Genomic DNA, 16,426 nt, shown 5'->3' on the forward strand with positions numbered 1-16,426 from the left:
ATCCATCATTACTTCATTAACTATGTTAACTAGTGAAGATTTACAGAAGATAGAAGCTGCCGTACAGCAGGTTGAGGCGCAAACGGGTGGGGAGATTGTGCCGGTATTAGCCAAGCAGTCGTCGTTTTATGAGATTACGCTGTGGCGAGTTAGCGCATTGTTTGCCGGAGTTGCTGGAATCATACTGACTATCTTGTTTGTTACTACCAGTTTGCTACTTTTTATGCCACCCTATCTATGGCTACTTATCGTACTCGTAGCAGGGTTGTTGGGTATGACGATAGCCGTTTCTTCCTGGCCATTTAAACGCTGGTTTCTGAGCAAAGAATTGATGCGGAGTCGAGCGTTAGATCAAGCCAAGAATATGTTTTACGATCATAATGTACATCTCACTGAACCCCGCACCGGAATCTTAATCTACGTTAGTTTCTTTGAGCACCAAGCGGTGATACTGGCCGATGTAGGCATTAGTGAGTTAGTCGCTGATGATCGCTGGGCGGAAATTGTACAGCAGCTTACGCTAGGTTTAAAGCAAAATCAAACTACCGAAAGTATCTGTGAAGCGATAACAGCCTGCGGAAAGCTACTGGACGAGAGCGGAGTACATCAGCCCACCGACGATGATAATTTACTATCCGATGAAGTACGTATTAATGAATAATTTAACCAAATACTTCGTAGGGGTTTGCTTCTTGCTGGTGAGTCACTCCAGTTTCGCCCAGCCGGTACCACCGTTGTCAGCGCGGGTAAATGATTATGCCAACGTATTATCATACTCAGCCGAGGAAAAATTAGAAGCCCGCTTGCGCGACCATGAAGAACGCACTACCAATCAGGTAGCAGTGCTGACTGTCAATAGTTTGGAAGGAAACGCCATCGAGGACTTCTCAATACAAACCGTAGAAAGTTGGAAACTAGGGCAGAAAGGCAGGGAAAATGGGATACTGTTTCTGGTGGTAACCGACGACCGTAAATTACGGATTGAGGTGGGCTACGGGCTGGAGCCTTACCTAACCGATGCTACTTCCGGCAGAATTATCCGGGAGGTGATTGTGCCCCACTTTCGGGCGGATGATTACGAGCAAGGAATTGTGGCGGGAACGAACGCCATTTTGGCTCAGATAGAAGGTATTAAAGACTTCAGCGAGCCACTTAGTGCTAAAGAAGATGGTAGTGGCTTTGGTATTCTTACCTTTCTGCTAAGTATTGTATCAGCCATTATCGGATGGTTTGTGTGGCGCAAACGCCGACGTAACGCCCCTCGTAAGAGCAAAAAAACGGGACTAGAAATGCGAAAGCTTAGTGAGAAGAAAGAAGACGTGCACCTTGACCGGGGGCAACAAGTTGAAGAGCAGATTGGCTCGGTAGATTACGACGTATGGACTTCCGATCAGCCCAACGATGTTTCAATCATTGCTTACAAAAATACCTTTAACCGCCGATATAGTAAATGCCCCAACTGTGGTTACATTACGTACCATTTAGCGAAAAGCCAGGTAGTACGTTCCGCGACCTACTCTCGAGCTGGGCAAGGAGTGCGCGACTACGCTTGCAAAAACTGTAATCATACCGAATCGCGCCGTTACAGTATTCCTCGCCTACGCCGTAGTCGCACCGTAGTGATTCCGGGCGGAGGAAGTTACAGTGGCGGTGGCTGGAGCAGTGGCGGTGGTTTCTCCGGGGGCGGCGGCTTTTCCGGGGGGGGTGGATCCTTTGGCGGGGGTGGAGCTTCGGGTAGCTGGTAAGGAAAGCGATTGATAGCTTTCCCTGATGCCAATACTCGTTAAAAATAAGTATCAGTTTGTTTCATAATCACATTAGAACCGTACCTGGTATCCCAGTGGTATGGTTATGCAGCTATTTCAATTCCAGCCTTTTTTATCTATATTTTCTGTACAAGCACTAGGGCGCGTTGACATTTAAGATAATGAATGATTTTGAGGGCTATTTTTGCCCAATTAAGGCCATCGTGGCGCGACACTTGAGAAGGCCAATGCCGCGCCACGATGGCCTAAGCATCGGCTGCCGAAAGCCGCCGGGGTCCGGTAACGCAAAGTGGGTGAAAATAACGCCAAAATCACCGTTCAGATTAAATGTTAACGCGCCCTAGTCTGATTCATTTCTTACCCTCTTTCTTTGTACAGTCTATCACTCAAGCTGTAGGTTAGTTCATTTCCAATCTCGCTAGCCATTTCCGAAAGCCGGAATACAGGCATCATATTTTTTGACCAGACGAAACTCTTTTTGAGAGCCGCAGTGGAAATGAGACAGCCTAAGCTATCGCCAGAAAAAAAGCCACCGCGACGCGACTAAAGTATGAATGGATAGTTCCGCTTTCACTGCGAACGCATCGCTCCCTGACAGTTGTTCGGATCACTTTTACAGAACGTAATAATTAATCCATTGAGTGAACAGTTTGCTTTTTTCAGCAAAAAAAACTCTGAGCCTTCACCCCACTACCGTTCCCTTTTCCCGCTCTTCGTTAGCGGTTCATCCACGGCTTGTGGTTTTTAGCTCGGGGTCCCTTTAAATTCTTCTTTTCTTTCTTTACTATTGGGGTTGTGCGCGCAGTATCTTGCCAAACCTTTTGGTTTTTAGCCTCAGGGCCTACCTGACGCTCGACGGAGGCTGGATGGGTAACCACAACTTTTGTTGGCTGAAACTTCCAATCAGGATGATTTTTAGCTTTTGGCCCTTTCAAGCTACCGCGTTGCACACGCTGTTCTTCCTTCACACTGTTATCAGATAGTTCATCAGAGGATATATCGTGAGTGGTGTCATATATGCTGGCCATCTGGGCAGAGCTGATATTAAATACGAATAGTGTAGCTATAAATATAATAAGTGTTTTCATCGTAAATAGACTTTTTTATTTCTACTTATTATAACGCTTTGTATATCAAGGTGTTAATACCAACATCTCGGTAAAACCGAATGCGGGAACCCGACGGCAGTAATGTGGAAAATACGTAATCACTTTAGTGATACTAAGTATTGTGGCTCCAGATATTATCACGTTGAGTGACTACTAACATTCAAACAAAGCCGAATAGTTTGACCTACTGACCATAACATCTAAAATGAAATGTTGCAACACTGCCTAAATCAGCTTCTTTTCGTATGCTAAGCGGATCATCTCGGCGGTGTTAGCCACCTCGAGCTTTTTCATAATGCGGGAGCGATGCGTTTCAATAGTGCGAACGCTTACGTAAAGTTGGTCGGCAATCTCTTTGGTAATTTTACCCTCAGCTACTAAGCGAACAATCTGAATTTCGCGTTCGCTTAGCAAGGTTTCGGGCTTTGTTTCTCCCGATAGGTTGGCTACAATTAAATCAGAAATCTTATTTTTGAAGTACTTTTTACCTTCGTATACTTCCTGAATTGCGGTTGTAAGTTCAGTTTCATCAGTGTCTTTTAATAGGTAGCCGTCGGCTCCCTGCTTTAAGCTACGCAAAACGTACTGAACGTCTTCGTGCATAGTCAGCATAATGCACTTCACCCGCGGAAATCGGTTCTTAATTACGGGCAGCAAGTCAATCCCCGAGGTCAGATCACCCGACTGTTGAGGCATAGAGATATCTAGTAATACAATATCCGTAGGCTGAGAAGCCAGCACCGTTAGCAGTACCGATCCATGCGATGCTTCGCCAACAATGCGGATAAACCCTGAAGCCTCCAGCATAGCCCGTAAGCCATTACGAAATAACTGATGATCATCAGCCAACACAATATTGATTTTTTCTTTCATGTTATCGGAATTTCTACCTCAATAACTGCCCCGTTATCGTTGAACATTTCTACTGTGCCATCTAAAATACGTACTCTCTCCCGTATATTTCTAAGTCCCTTTCCTACTCCTTCACCCGACTTGGTGACATCAATTCCTTGGCCATTGTCTTTGTAAAAAAGTACCACCTGATTATCGAATTCGGTTAGGGACATAACTACTTCTGTGGCTTGAGCGTGTTTCAGGGTATTGTTAATCGCCTCTTGAGCAATTCGGTACAGTGCAATGCCGCCTTCTTTACTAATGCGAGACTGGGGAAGCAGATCGTTGGCATAATGAATACTAATTGATGAGTTTTTCTCTATTTCCCGAACAAGCTGTTGGAGAGCTGCACCGGGGCCAAAATCGCGAAGTACGGCGGGCATGAGATTGCTAGAGATTCGTCGTATCTCAGTAATAACTTCATCGAGCAGCTTGGCAACTTCTTGCTTAACAGGTTTGGATAATTCTGTAGTGGATATTTTCAGTTTTGCCGTAGTAAGTAGTGGTCCCACTCCGTCGTGAATGTCTCGGGCAAACCGTTCTCGTTCGGTTTCTTGGGCACTTATCAGTACCTTTTTCGTCTCTCGCTCTAACTGCTCCTTTTGGGCATTTAGCTGTACCAACTGTTCGCGCATAGTGAGCAAAGAGTTACCCAGTCTATCTTGATCACTCAGCGGACAATAATCTACCGAGAAGTTGCCTTGACCAATATTTTGAGCAAACTGTATCGTATGATTTAATCTTCGGATAAACTCGTTTAAAGATTCTGAAATGCTATTAATTTCTTGAATTTGAGAGCCTTTAATTGGTTTCTCAGGCAGTTTTCCCTGCACTAAGCTATTAATATTTTTCTTGATGGAAAGAATAGGGCGCGACAGTACTTTAGCTAACCAAGTTGAGATAAACCACGATAGTAATAGCAGACTTAATGACAGTACGATGAACCGGTTGCGTAGGGAGGTGATGGGTTGCATTGCCTCGGCTATATCAATCTCGGTGAGAAGAACAATAGCGTTTTCGGTATTTTGAATTTTTTGGTAGGCTCCAATAATCGGATTGCCTCGGTAGTCAACGTAGGTGTCTACACCCCTTTGACCCGCTAACGCCCGCTGAAATCCCTGGGTATCCACATTGATACTTTCCGGAAGCGAGTCCGGAAAAAAACGGGAGACGGTTAGCATTTGCCCCTGAGGGTTGACTAAGTATGACTCGCCAGTGGCTCCCATGCCAGTTCGCTCGGTTACAATCGCTTCTAAGCCAGGCCGAAGTGCGCTAAGATTTTCCGTAGAAGGTGGTAAATCGGTTAGGTACTGCTCTACCAGCCGTTTTTTAAGGATATTAATAGATAGAAGTTGGTTCTGCGTTCTTTCTAATACTGCGTTTCTAAGCTGGGTGTAAAAACCTATTGAAACAGCTCCCACAAAAAATACGGTCAGGCTAAAGAGCGCTAGCGCAAGCCAGCGCTCCAGCTTTAATTGGTAAACTTTCACGTACCCAGAACGGTTGATTGGAACAAATATAGCCAATCAATTGAGTGGCTTCTGGCTAATCTAGCTGTTTTCAGTCGGCTGAAGCCGCTTCTACTTCCCAAGTATGATCGGAAAGTAGGGTTACTTTGGCTACGTAAGCTTCGTACGGATGGCTCTTTCCCCACTCCTGGGGCGAAACCAGTGATAGCACATCTGTGCCACTCTTCTTTTGGTACAGAAAATAAGTATGGGCAATAATTGGCTCAAAGTTCATTTCAGCCTCGTAAATTCGCTCCGAAATATCTACTCGTTCTTTAATAGCTTGCGCCTGCCGGGCTAGCGTTTGGGCTTGCTCGTAAAGTTGTTGCATCTGCTTGTCAGTTTGCTGGCGCATAGCAGATACTGCCCTTCCTTTAATCTTTCCTTGGTCTTCTGGCTTTATTACCGCTCCACCCACTGTATGCGGAAAAGCAATTAACCCTGGCTGATCGGTGGTTTTTTCTCGCTCTTTATCTAGATCAATCCGATCGATATCTATTTTTTGCTTTTGCGTATCTTGACTCATTATTATAAACTTATTAGATAGACAGTCTGGGCTTCACTACTTTAAGGTATCTGAAGAAGGAGCAATACGTTCTTTTAGGTTGGGTTTAGAACCAGGAAATGTGGTTCTTCGGGCAATATCGAAGCTAAAGTATAGCATAATTAGAAGAAACAAAGCAGCAACCAACAGAAAAACCTTCTTTTGCAGTGTCATGTGACGCATAACCAACCTTTTAATGACTAATGAGGGATGATTAATGACAAATGGCTGTAGTTTACCAACATCAACTATCATTCATCATCAATCATTATTCATTCGTCTTAATCATCACCTTTAACCAAAAATGTGTAAAATAGTTCTTTAGCCAATGCCCTCGTTACCCATTCGTAAAATTATCCATATCGATATGGATGCTTTTTTTGCTTCGGTAGAGCAGCGGGATAATCCGGCCTACCGGGGTAAGCCTATTGCCGTAGGCGGTAGCAGTTACCGGGGAGTGGTAGCCGCAGCTAGTTACGAAGCCCGGGTTTTTGGAGTGCGCTCGGCCATGTCTTCGGTACAGGCCGCTCGTCGGTGTCCTGAACTGATTTTCGTAAAATCACGATTTGATGAATACCGCAAGGTTTCTCAGCAGATTCGCGAGATATTTTTTCAGTATACCGATTTGGTAGAACCCCTTTCGCTGGATGAGGCCTACCTGGATGTAACCGAGAATAAGAAAGACCTAAAATCAGCCATCCGAGTGGCTCAATTAATTAAAGCCCAGATTCTAACCGAAACTCAACTAACTGCCTCAGCGGGAGTATCGTACAATAAATTTCTGGCTAAAATTGCTTCCGATTATGATAAACCCAACGGCTTAAAGGTTATTCTACCCCAGGAGGCTCTCGCTTTTCTGGAAACCTTACCCATTGAGAAATTTCACGGTATTGGTCGGGTAACTGCTCAGAAAATGCACGCCTTGCAAATCACCACCGGAAAAGATTTGAAAAAACGCTCTTTGTCCGAGCTGGTTCGCTACTTCGGTAAGGCCGGGCGGCACTACTATCAAATTGTGCGCGGGGAAGATCATCGGGAGGTAAAGCCCCACCGCATCCGTAAATCAGTAGGAATAGAAACTACCTTTTCTCGCGATATTAGCGATCAGGCGACACTCTTACAAGAACTAGCAGTTTTATCAACTTCGCTAGAGGAGCGGGTGCGGCGTAACCAAGCCCGAGGGCGTACCATCACCCTAAAAGTAAAGTTTACCGATTTTCAGGTAATTACCCGCAGCTACACGGCTTCTCAATTACTAGCTACCTCAGCCGACTGGTATCCATTAGCCACTCGCTTACTAGACGATAGCGAAGTCAACCAACGGGCGGTACAGCTGCTCGGGTTAAGCCTTTCTAATTTGATAGCCCACTCTAGTAATCAGCTTCATTTTGACTTTTTCCTAGATTGATTTAGCAATACATACCACAATGTCGCTTCATTTATTACGCTGGCATATTAGATTTGTACTATTTAATTAGAGCTTTATTAAGGAATAGTTACATAAAATTTCTGTCAAATTGCCAGAATAGCCAGAATAACCCGATTTTTGCTTACATTCTATCCACTTTCCTATCCTTCTACCTTCTTACAAATACCATATTTCGCTCTGGCAACCCAGGGCTTAATTTTTGTATTATAGTAACAAAAGAATTTCCATGATCTACTCTTTGAATAGTAGATAGTAACAGGAAATACAGTTTTTATGATTAAGAAGCTCTACATAGTATATATATCCACTAGCATTTTTTTCGCCATACTTATGGTAAGTCAGCAAGGGTGGGCGCAATGCGCTACGTATTCCAATCCGGGAAACAACGTAGAAAGCCCGCCCCGTTTATGTGCTCCTCATAATTTTGAGTGGCGGGTATGGTATACGGTACTGGGAAGTCCTACTACAGTAGAATTAGTGTATGATTGGGGAGATGGTTCACCTCTTGTTACTGTTCCGGCTGTAGATGTTGGTAGCGGGCGGTACGAAGCAGTACAGACTCATCTTTATCCTGAAGGGGGGATAGAGTGTAATTATGAGCCTTCAGTTCATATTCAAATCGATGGCTCATTATGCACCAACTCAACACAAAGCCAAAGTGTTACCGTGTGGGATACAGACGAAGATAATGGGGGAATTCCTCGTATTGACCCTGTTTTATATCGAGTATGTGTAGGTGAGACAGCAATAGTGCAATTTGATGATAATAGTATCTGGAACTGTGTTCCTAACTCAGGTGAAAATGATCGGGTGAACAATGCAGTACGCTGGGTACAGTGGATTTACGGTACGGGTAACCCCGCTAGTCGTATTCCTAACGCACAGGTAGACGGTGTAATACGCACGTACGACTTTGCGGGTAATGTAGAAGTCTTACCCGGACCTATTGAAACATCTACTTCTCAGAGTGATCCAATTACTGTTTTCGGAAGTGCTGTTGGCGATCAGTTTGAAGTGACTCTACGCAACTGGAATGTTTGTAATCCTTACGATGCTGATACGACTGATGGTGACTATCTGAACCCAACATTGGGTGATTTAATAAATGGCGATAGTGCCTTTATTGAGACTCAAGCTCAGATAGTTGTAGTAGAAAAGTCAAATCCTGACTTCAACACAAGATTGTCTAATAATTCAGGGCCAATACAAACCGAATTTTGTGCAGGAGACACCGTTTATTTCCAAGATTTGACTCCGGCTATCACCGATGCTGATTTTAGCTACCTGTGGGAATACTACGATGATGCTACCGGAACTTCACTACTTAGAACATCAACCAATCGTAATTCCAGACAAGTTTTTAACAACCCTGGCGATAAATTAATCCGATTAACCGTAACCGATAATAATTCGGTAGGTAATTGCGGAGGTAGCTTTGAGAAGGTTATCACTGTTGTAGAAACCGCCAACGCGGCTATCGCCGTGTCTGATCTTAACGGTGCCCCGCTTCCTCCACTCTGCTACGATCCGGTATCTCCGGTGGCTGTAGATGTTAAATTTAAGGATATTTCAACCAACTTTGATCCGGCTACTTCGGAGTGGACGTGGAATTTCTTTGACGAAACCGGAGTCGTAGCTCAAACTACAAATGGTGATACAGCTCCTGATAGCTTGGAAGTTTCTATCACTAATCCGGGTACCTACATGGCTGAATTGATCGCTTCGGCTACTGGGGTAGATTGTGAAACCCGCGATACCGCTTATGTCCACATCTACGCTCCACCTACGGCTAATTTTACGTTTACCGCCGGTTGTCAGTCCGATAGCGTGCTATTAGAAAGCACCGCTACCCTTCCTACCGTAGTTAATGGTGACGAAATTGATTTGTACGAGTGGGATTTGGACGACGATGGTACGTTTGAAACCAGCGGCGAAGGGCCGTTTAAGCATTTATTCCCAGTGGCGGGCACTTATCAGGTTCACCACCGGGTAACTACCCGAGAGGGATTGTGCTCCGATGTAGTTACGTTGCCTATCACTGTGAATCCATCGCCTTACGCTTCTTTCACCCCCAGCGTTACCGAAGGCTGTGGGCCACTGACGGTTGCTTTCGCAGTAGATACATTGCTAGTCAACCAGCCAGGCGGGGTAGATGATTATAGGTGGTATATCAAGGATATTACTTCGCCACCCTTTGCGGAGACAGTCACTTCGCTCCCCCTAGCTGATACTACCGAGCTACTTTTTGAGAATACCTTGACTAGCTTTGCTAACCAGCAGTATGAAGTATGGTTGGAAGTAGATGCAACCAATGGCTGCGATGCGGTAAGTCAGCGAGATACCATTACCGTATTTGCTAGCCCACCTTCCGAATACATTATTACTAATGCTTCGGGCGTTAGCACGAACTGTTCGCCGCATACCTTCGAGTTTGAGGTAACTGCGGCTACCCAATCATTAGGAGCTGATAATTATGTATGGACAGTTTTGAATGAATCTGACTCATCAGTACTGGATACTTATACAATTCCGGCTGCGACTGCCCAATTCAGCTACACCATTACAAACGATGCTACTACAATCAAGCAGTACCGAGTACGCTTGCAGCCTACGTCGGCTACCAAGTGCTTTGCGCCTTACGAAGAACTGGTTCAGGTGTTTCCCGCCCCCTCTTCTGCTTTTGATACTACGTTTGTAGAGGCCGATTGCGACGTTGTTACCTACGAGCTAGACGCCCAGCAAAAAGGACTGTTCTACCAGTGGACGGTTAGTCCGCCCCCACTCAAAAACCCCAGTTATACCGCTGACCGATTACTGGTTACTTTTGAGAAGAAGAATTTGAGCTACCCGGTCAATATTACCCTGAAAACCATCAACGGCGGAAATGGCTGCGAGAGTGATACTACTGAAGCAATTATTAATATTGACCCTCGGGAAGATATTAATGCTTCATTTACGGTAGATCCAACTTTGCTGGAGATTCCGAATACTACGGTTTCTATCACCAATACCACCAATCCCGGTAGTTGGGCATATGCGTGGGATTTTGGCGACAGCACTGTTTCTAATGAAGCTAACCCCGGAACGCATACCTACACCGCTCCCGGTGAGTATATGATTAAGCTGAGAGCCACTGGTCAATACTGCTTTGAAGAAGATTCGGCCCTGGTGATTGTCAACCAAACATTACCTCGAGTAGATTTTAGTTATACCACTATCGAAGGTTGTCTTCCGCTGGAAGTTACGTTTACCAACACTACCATGTACGCCGATAGCAGTACGATCCTCTGGGATTTTGGCGATGGTACTATTTCTACCGAATGGAATCCGGTTCATACGTACGAGCTATCGGGCGTCTACGCAATTTCCCTGCAAGCTAGTAATGAGCTGGGAGTAGTAGTTCGGGAAGAAAAAACAATCATCGTTGACCTATCGCAAGGACCAAAGGCTGATTTCAGGCCTCGTTTAGCTCAACGCTACATTCGTAATGAAGATATTTTCTTTACCAACCTAAGTCAGCGATCCGATACTTACTTCTGGGATTTTGGCGACGGAACTACTTCTACGCTAGAAGAGCCTACTCACCAGTACGCCGATACCGGACGGTACGACATTACCCTGATTGCCCAGAATGCTTTAGGCTGTGTGGATACATTGGTGAAGGAAATTATTATTGAGCCACTAGTGCCCGAAGTAGATTTCTCTTACGAACCACCCAAAGGTTGCCGACCGCTTACGGTACAGTTCCGTAATCTGAGTCGCTACGCCGAAGCCGATAGTTACCGATGGAGCTTTGGAGAGGGAGAAGGCCGCTCTACCGAAGCCAATCCGGTGTACACCTACTACGAACCTGGCTTCTACACCGTTACCCTGGAGGCCAGCAACAGTGCCGGTGTTACGGTGGTGGAGAGAAAGGAATTTAGCGTAGAAGTTTACGAAACTCCCCGGGCGTTCTTTAATCTGCGCCCCGACAAAGCTTTCTTAGGTGAACCGATCTATTTCATTAATCTAAGCCTGGGAGCTGAGAATTATTACTGGGACTTCGGCGATGGGGTTACCTCTACCGAGACTAATCCGAATCATACCTACGAAACAACCGGTAGTTATGACATCACATTGGTTGCTGAGTCTAACCAGGGCTGCTTGGATACCATAGTAGTAGAATCAGCGGTGCTGATTGAAGAGGGTGGTACTGTGCAGGTGCCCAATGCGTTTACTCCCAGCCCCTTTGGTCCGAGCAACTCCGAAGTGGTAGGTCCTAATGGGCAGAATGATATTTTTCTCCCGGTATTTGAGGGAGTAACGGAGTTTCATATGATGATTTATAATCGTTGGGGAGAATTGATGTTTGAGAGCTTTGACAAAACGCAGGGCTGGAATGGCTACTACAAGGGGAGGTTGTGTCCGAAAGATGCCTACGTCTACAAGGTAAAACTTAAGTTTAGTGATGGTGGCACACGAACGGTAGTAGGTGATGTAACACTACTTAGATAAGATGGTGGTGGGTATGAATAAGAAAGTTATGTTGAGATTTTTTACGTTTTTGCTATTACTGATACTAAGTTTGGGAGAACTACGGGCGCAAGACCCTCAGTTTACCCAATACTACTCGGCTCCTATTTACCTGAATCCGGCATTTACCGGAGCTACCCGTCAGCATCGGGCGGCCATTAACTATCGTAATCACTGGTCGAGCTTACCTAGAGCTTTTGTGACCTACGCATTTTCTTACGATTACAACATTAAAGATTCACCCAGCAGTGTTGGATTGATTGCAGTAAATGATCGGGCCGGAACGGCTAGCTTGCAGTCGACCAGCATTGGAGCAACGTATTCCTACCGCATTCCAATTACGAATGGCTTACAGGCCGTGCCCTCGTTGCAGGTTGGTTACACTATGCAGAGCTTAGATTATTCTAAGCTGGTTTTTGCTGACCAATTACAGTTTGGTAATCCTAACGCTCCCAGCACCGATCCGGCTTTGCGAAACCTGGAAAATGTCAATCACTTCGATTTCGCTACGGGAGTGCTGGTTTACAACAAGCGATTCTGGGGTGGAGTTGCAGTTCATCATCTCAACCGGCCTAACCAGTCTGTGTTAGAAGAGGAAAGTATGCTACCCATGCGGTTTTCCGTTCACGCTGGTTACAAAATTCCGATTGATCTGGGGCCGTTTCGTAACCGTATGGCTTCCAGTATTAACCCTTCGTTTCAGTACCGTCAGCAAGGAAGGTTTAATCAGCTAGACGTGGGGTTGAGTTATTTCTACCGGATGCTTATGCTGGGCGTTTGGTACCGAGGCTTACCTATTCAGCAGGATATGCCTCGAACCATTAATCACGATGCATTAGCGGTGGCTTTCGGGGTATCTATCAATGGTTTTTCGTTTGGGTACAGCTACGATCTTACAGTTTCTAAGCTGGGTCCGGCTTCTTCAGGTGGCTCTCACGAAATATCGTTGGCTCTTCAGTTTTCAACCAAGGCCAAGCCCGGTAAAGTAAGCCGAAAGGTAAAACAAAACCCTTGTCCGGCCTTTATGCCCAATTATTTATGGAAGCCCTAGAACATAATTCCAAAGCTAAAGGCGTTCAGTTCTGGCCCCTTGCCTTCTACGAAAAGTTCGTTCAGGTCGTAATTTGCGTAAAAGTCAAAGCTACGAAACCCTAGCTGGAACCGTACTCCGTAACGCCAGTTGTTTACGAAGTAGTTAACCCGGTTCTTTACCCGCTCCCGATCATTGTCTTCTACGAACACGTTTTTATGGCGACTGCCAATTCGGTATCCGGCATAACCACCCATACCGATCCGAAAACCAGAATCTTCATCACGATCTAACGGGAACCAACCATCTCGCCTCGCTCGACCAAATTGAAACATGGGTACAAACTGGGCATTCAGGTAGGGTACGACGAACTTACTCTTGCGAGGGTCAACAACATCAAGGTCTTCAACAAAATCTACTCCATCGTCAGTCTTAATCATGCGAGTGCGGTCGTTTTGGAACTTAAAGTTGTACCAGTTTACGTTACCGCCCCACTCCAAATACAGTGGCCCGGCCAGATGCGTGGTGTTGGTAATCCCTAGCGCAATGTTCCAAGCAACCAGTGGCTTTACCGCGTATAGTTCATCCGTATCGTCAGGGAAATTTCCGTTATTCAAATAATTGTTCAGACCAAAATCGAACATCATAGTAGTAGAAGTACCGGAGCGACGTCTACGAGAGCGGTCAGAAGAAGAATTACTATTCGAGTTGGAAGAAGAAGTCATTGCATCGCTAGACGACGACCGACCTATCCGCCTCATTCTGTCCTCGAGCCGTTCTAATTTTTCTTCTAATGATAAGCTTCGTTCATCTTCTTCAAAGTCATACTTCTCTCCGGTTTGGTCTTGTATCTCAATATAAACTTTTCCGTCTGATGCCGTATCTTCCGTATGCTCTAAGTCACGCAGTATAGCGTTCATATCGAACTGCTGAAGTAGTTCAACTTCATTACCACCTTCGGAGATAATCATCACCTCTTCCCCGCTGCCTAAGCGAATGATAATAGTGTCTTGAGCAGTAGGATTGGCCAAAAGAATGGTGGTTCCTAGGGCATAGCTGGTTAGGGTCAGCAAAATGCTGAATATCGCTTTCATAAGAATTAAAGTTTAAGTTGGTTAATGAATACTGGCTTCGGCTACTCACCAGCCATTGGTTCTCGTTTGTTGGTAAAGGCTTTGGAAATAATCTCAGATTTAGCCGAGCGTAGCTCCGAAAAGCCTACTCCGCCATATTTTATATCAGCTAAAAAAGCAATAGCTTTTCTAAGTGGTTTCTTAGGTTCTTCTTCTACACTTTCATCGGCCTTGCCTGATTTGTAAATAATAGTTACGGCTGTTTTCGCTCGAGCCGAAGCGTCAGCAATCAGATCAGTCTCGGGTAATTGGTTTACCGTATACTGAGGTTCCTGGGGAGAAGTAGTTTTAACCTTGTCTATACTCGCTAGTCGCTGAACTATTTCTGCTGTACTTTCTTCGGGGTCTGTTTTTTGAGTAATTACGGTAGTCGCTAATCGTGTTTCAGCTACCGGGGTAGGTTCAATTACTTTTGGTAAATTTTTGGGCAACGGTTTGGGCATCTTAGCCGTAACTGTCTCCAGTGTTTCTGAGCCTACTTTAGGCAGTTCTATCGCGACAGTATCATTCGTAGTGGTAGGCTGCTGAGTAAATACAAAGGTCACTCCGGCTAACAGTAAAAAAACTACTGATGCCGCCATCCACCACCAAGCCCCTTTCTTCTTTTTCTGCACTTGGGTTCGCTCGAGCTTTTCCCAAACTCCCGGTGGTGGGGCTACCGGATGCTGGGACAGCTTTTCTTTAAATAATTTTTCTATATCGTTCATAATTATCCGATTTGATCTTGATAAGACGGGTCAATGCGATCAAGCATTTGCCGTAGTAACTGCTTGGCCCGGCTTAGTTGCGACTTAGAAGTGCCCTCGCTGATGTTTAGTTTTTCGGCAATTTCGGCGTGAGTGTAGCCTTCAATAGCGTAAAGGTTAAAAACGGTGCGGTAGCCTACGGGCAACTGCTGCACCAAACTTAGCAATTCTTCTGCCTCCAGGTGGTCGTACGTAGTGGCTGCCGTATCCTTCGCCTCTTCAATATCTACTTCTACCGACATATTTTTGTGCTTGCGTAAGTACATAAGCGCTTCGTTCACCACAATGCGGCGCACCCAGCCTTCAAAACTACCTTGCCCAGTATACTGCCGAATGTTGTCAAACACTTTCATAAAACTTTTGAGCAAAACATCCTGAGCACTATCGTAATCTTTCACGTAGCGCAAGCTTACCGAAAACATAACGGGCGAAAATCGCTCGTACACCGCTTTCTGCGAACGGTTATCGTTCTTACGTAATCCGTCAACGAGTGTGTCCAAGGTTCGGCTTTGGTAGATGTTTAATCCCATAAGTAATCGGGCATTTCACCGGTAAGATGCAGCAAGTTGAAAGTTGGTTGCGTAGCAATTTACATTTTTTCGCATCTGTAGTTAAATTAGCAGTTCTGAGTCTACCCACTTTGTCAAGACAACTCCAAACTCAGAACTCAAAACCCGTTAACACTCTAACCCTTCGTACTATAACACCTAAGAAATATGATTGATCTACGCAGCGATACCGTAACCCGCCCAACTCCGGCTATGCTGGAAGTCATGATGCAGGCCGAAGTAGGCGACGATGTTTTTGGGGAAGACCCCACGGTGCAGAGGTTAGAAAAGAAGACCGCCCGTATTTTTGGCATGGAAGCAGGCTTGTTTTGCCCCTCGGGTACCATGACCAACCAGATTGCAATTCGGGTGCAGACTCAACCCCAGCAGGAAGTAATCTGCGACCGTAACGCCCACGTTTATCTGTACGAAGGCGGTGGTCTTGCCTACAACTCTATGGTATCGGTACGGCTGTTATCAGGTGAGCGAGGTATCCTTAGTGCTGAAATGGTTGAAGCTAATATTAACCCAGACGATATTCACTTTCCACCTACCAGTTTGGTTGCACTGGAAAATACGATGAACAAGGGGGGGGGAGCTTGTTACCCTCTAAATCAAATTGAATTGATTGCGAACGTTTGCCAGAAGCACTCGCTGGCTCTGCACCTGGATGGGGCGCGGGTGTTTAATGCGTTGGTGGCTACCGGTGATAATCCGGCCGAATACGGTAAGCACTTTACTTCTATTTCAGTTTGCCTATCTAAAGGATTGGGTGCTCCGGTGGGGTCAGTGTTGGTTGGTAGCCGGGAGCTGATTAAGCAAGCCCGGCGGGTTCGAAAAGTATTGGGTGGGGGAATGCGACAAGCGGGTTACTTAGCGGCAGCGGGCATCTACGCCCTAGACCATCATATAGGGCGGTTGGCAGAAGATCATCGGCGAGCAAAACTATTGGCTGAAGCCTTGCAAGCGCATAGTTACGTAGATTCGGTGCTTCCGGTAGAGACCAACATCGTGATTGCTACTTTACGAGATGTTGACCCTGCACAGTTTCTCGCTCAGTTAGAAGCGCAGGGAGTCCGGGCGGTTCCGTTTGGAAAGAAGGATGTTCGCTTTGTTACGCATCTGGATTTTTCGGATGAGCAACTGGGCGCAGTAGCTGACGTACTAAAAAAAGTAAACCGACAATCCGCATAGCCAACTGCCGGTC

General features: G+C 45.6%; 14 protein-coding genes. 6 read left to right on the top strand and 8 right to left on the bottom strand.

What is annotated here, in order from left to right; all coding sequences use genetic code 11:
- Nucleotides 1–22 precede the first annotated feature (22 nt).
- Both P0M28_RS15970 and P0M28_RS15975 read left to right on the top strand, forming a co-directional pair.
- Entirely contained in the window at nucleotides 23–661 is a 639-nt protein-coding gene (locus tag P0M28_RS15970) for a TPM domain-containing protein (protein ID WP_302203448.1), read from the top strand.
- Entirely contained in the window at nucleotides 639–1,745 is a 1,107-nt protein-coding gene (locus tag P0M28_RS15975) for a TPM domain-containing protein (RefSeq protein WP_302203450.1), read from the top strand. The genes P0M28_RS15970 and P0M28_RS15975 overlap by 23 nt, the downstream gene beginning before the upstream one ends.
- 737 nt (nucleotides 1,746–2,482) lie before the next feature.
- On the opposite strand, the gene P0M28_RS15980 is transcribed toward P0M28_RS15975, so the two are convergent.
- The 5 genes from P0M28_RS15980 to P0M28_RS16000 all read right to left on the bottom strand — a co-directional run bounded on the left by P0M28_RS15980 (nucleotide 2,483) and on the right by P0M28_RS16000 (nucleotide 6,004).
- Nucleotides 2,483–2,854 (bottom strand): hypothetical protein, encoded by a 372-nt coding sequence (locus P0M28_RS15980; RefSeq protein WP_302203451.1) that lies wholly within the window; start codon nucleotides 2,852–2,854, stop codon nucleotides 2,483–2,485.
- Between the two features lie 246 nt (nucleotides 2,855–3,100).
- Complete coding sequence (locus P0M28_RS15985; protein ID WP_302203453.1) at nucleotides 3,101–3,748, bottom strand: response regulator; 648 nt, start codon at nucleotides 3,746–3,748, stop codon at nucleotides 3,101–3,103.
- Entirely contained in the window at nucleotides 3,745–5,259 is a 1,515-nt protein-coding gene (locus P0M28_RS15990) for a histidine kinase (RefSeq protein ID WP_302203455.1), read from the bottom strand. Before P0M28_RS15990 ends, P0M28_RS15985 begins: the two co-directional genes overlap by 4 nt.
- 70 nt (nucleotides 5,260–5,329) lie before the next feature.
- A complete protein-coding gene (locus P0M28_RS15995; protein ID WP_302203456.1) occupies nucleotides 5,330–5,803 on the bottom strand; it encodes a DUF2452 domain-containing protein in 474 nt (157 codons plus the stop codon).
- A gap of 36 nt (nucleotides 5,804–5,839) precedes the next feature.
- On the bottom strand, nucleotides 5,840–6,004 hold the full coding sequence (locus tag P0M28_RS16000; protein ID WP_302203457.1) for a hypothetical protein: 165 nt from the start codon (nucleotides 6,002–6,004) through the stop codon (nucleotides 5,840–5,842).
- A gap of 145 nt (nucleotides 6,005–6,149) precedes the next feature.
- On the opposite strand from P0M28_RS16000, the gene dinB reads away from it, so the two are divergent.
- The 3 genes from dinB (at nucleotide 6,150) to P0M28_RS16015 (ending at nucleotide 12,813) form a co-directional block, all read left to right on the top strand.
- Nucleotides 6,150–7,229 (top strand): DNA polymerase IV, encoded by a 1,080-nt coding sequence (gene dinB, locus P0M28_RS16005; RefSeq protein WP_302203458.1) that lies wholly within the window; start codon nucleotides 6,150–6,152, stop codon nucleotides 7,227–7,229.
- 351 nt (nucleotides 7,230–7,580) lie between these two features.
- A complete protein-coding gene (locus tag P0M28_RS16010) occupies nucleotides 7,581–11,744 on the top strand; it encodes a PKD domain-containing protein (RefSeq protein ID WP_302203459.1) in 4,164 nt (1,387 codons plus the stop codon).
- Between the two features lie 13 nt (nucleotides 11,745–11,757).
- Nucleotides 11,758–12,813: a PorP/SprF family type IX secretion system membrane protein gene (locus P0M28_RS16015; protein ID WP_302203460.1), complete on the top strand. Its 1,056-nt coding sequence runs from the start codon at nucleotides 11,758–11,760 to the stop codon at nucleotides 12,811–12,813.
- Here the strand turns inward: P0M28_RS16015 and P0M28_RS16020 are convergent.
- Genes P0M28_RS16020 through P0M28_RS16030 form a run of 3 tightly spaced genes read right to left on the bottom strand, consistent with a single transcriptional unit; the run spans nucleotide 12,810 to nucleotide 15,201 of the window.
- A complete protein-coding gene (locus P0M28_RS16020) occupies nucleotides 12,810–13,886 on the bottom strand; it encodes a hypothetical protein (RefSeq protein ID WP_302203461.1) in 1,077 nt (358 codons plus the stop codon). The two genes, P0M28_RS16015 and P0M28_RS16020, sit on opposite strands and share 4 nt — an antisense overlap.
- Nucleotides 13,887–13,927: 41 nt before the next feature.
- Nucleotides 13,928–14,632, bottom strand: coding sequence for a hypothetical protein (locus tag P0M28_RS16025; RefSeq protein ID WP_302203462.1), 705 nt, complete (start codon nucleotides 14,630–14,632; stop codon nucleotides 13,928–13,930).
- A gap of 2 nt (nucleotides 14,633–14,634) precedes the next feature.
- Nucleotides 14,635–15,201, bottom strand: coding sequence for an RNA polymerase sigma factor (locus P0M28_RS16030; protein ID WP_302203463.1), 567 nt, complete (start codon nucleotides 15,199–15,201; stop codon nucleotides 14,635–14,637).
- A gap of 186 nt (nucleotides 15,202–15,387) precedes the next feature.
- Here P0M28_RS16030 and P0M28_RS16035 point away from each other — a divergent pair, with 186 nt between their 5' ends.
- On the top strand, nucleotides 15,388–16,413 hold the full coding sequence (locus P0M28_RS16035) for a threonine aldolase family protein (protein ID WP_302203464.1): 1,026 nt from the start codon (nucleotides 15,388–15,390) through the stop codon (nucleotides 16,411–16,413).
- Nucleotides 16,414–16,426 lie beyond the last annotated feature (13 nt).

The sequence above is a fragment of the Tunicatimonas pelagia genome (assembly GCF_030506325.1).
Lineage (GTDB): Bacteria > Bacteroidota > Bacteroidia > Cytophagales > Cyclobacteriaceae > Tunicatimonas > Tunicatimonas pelagia.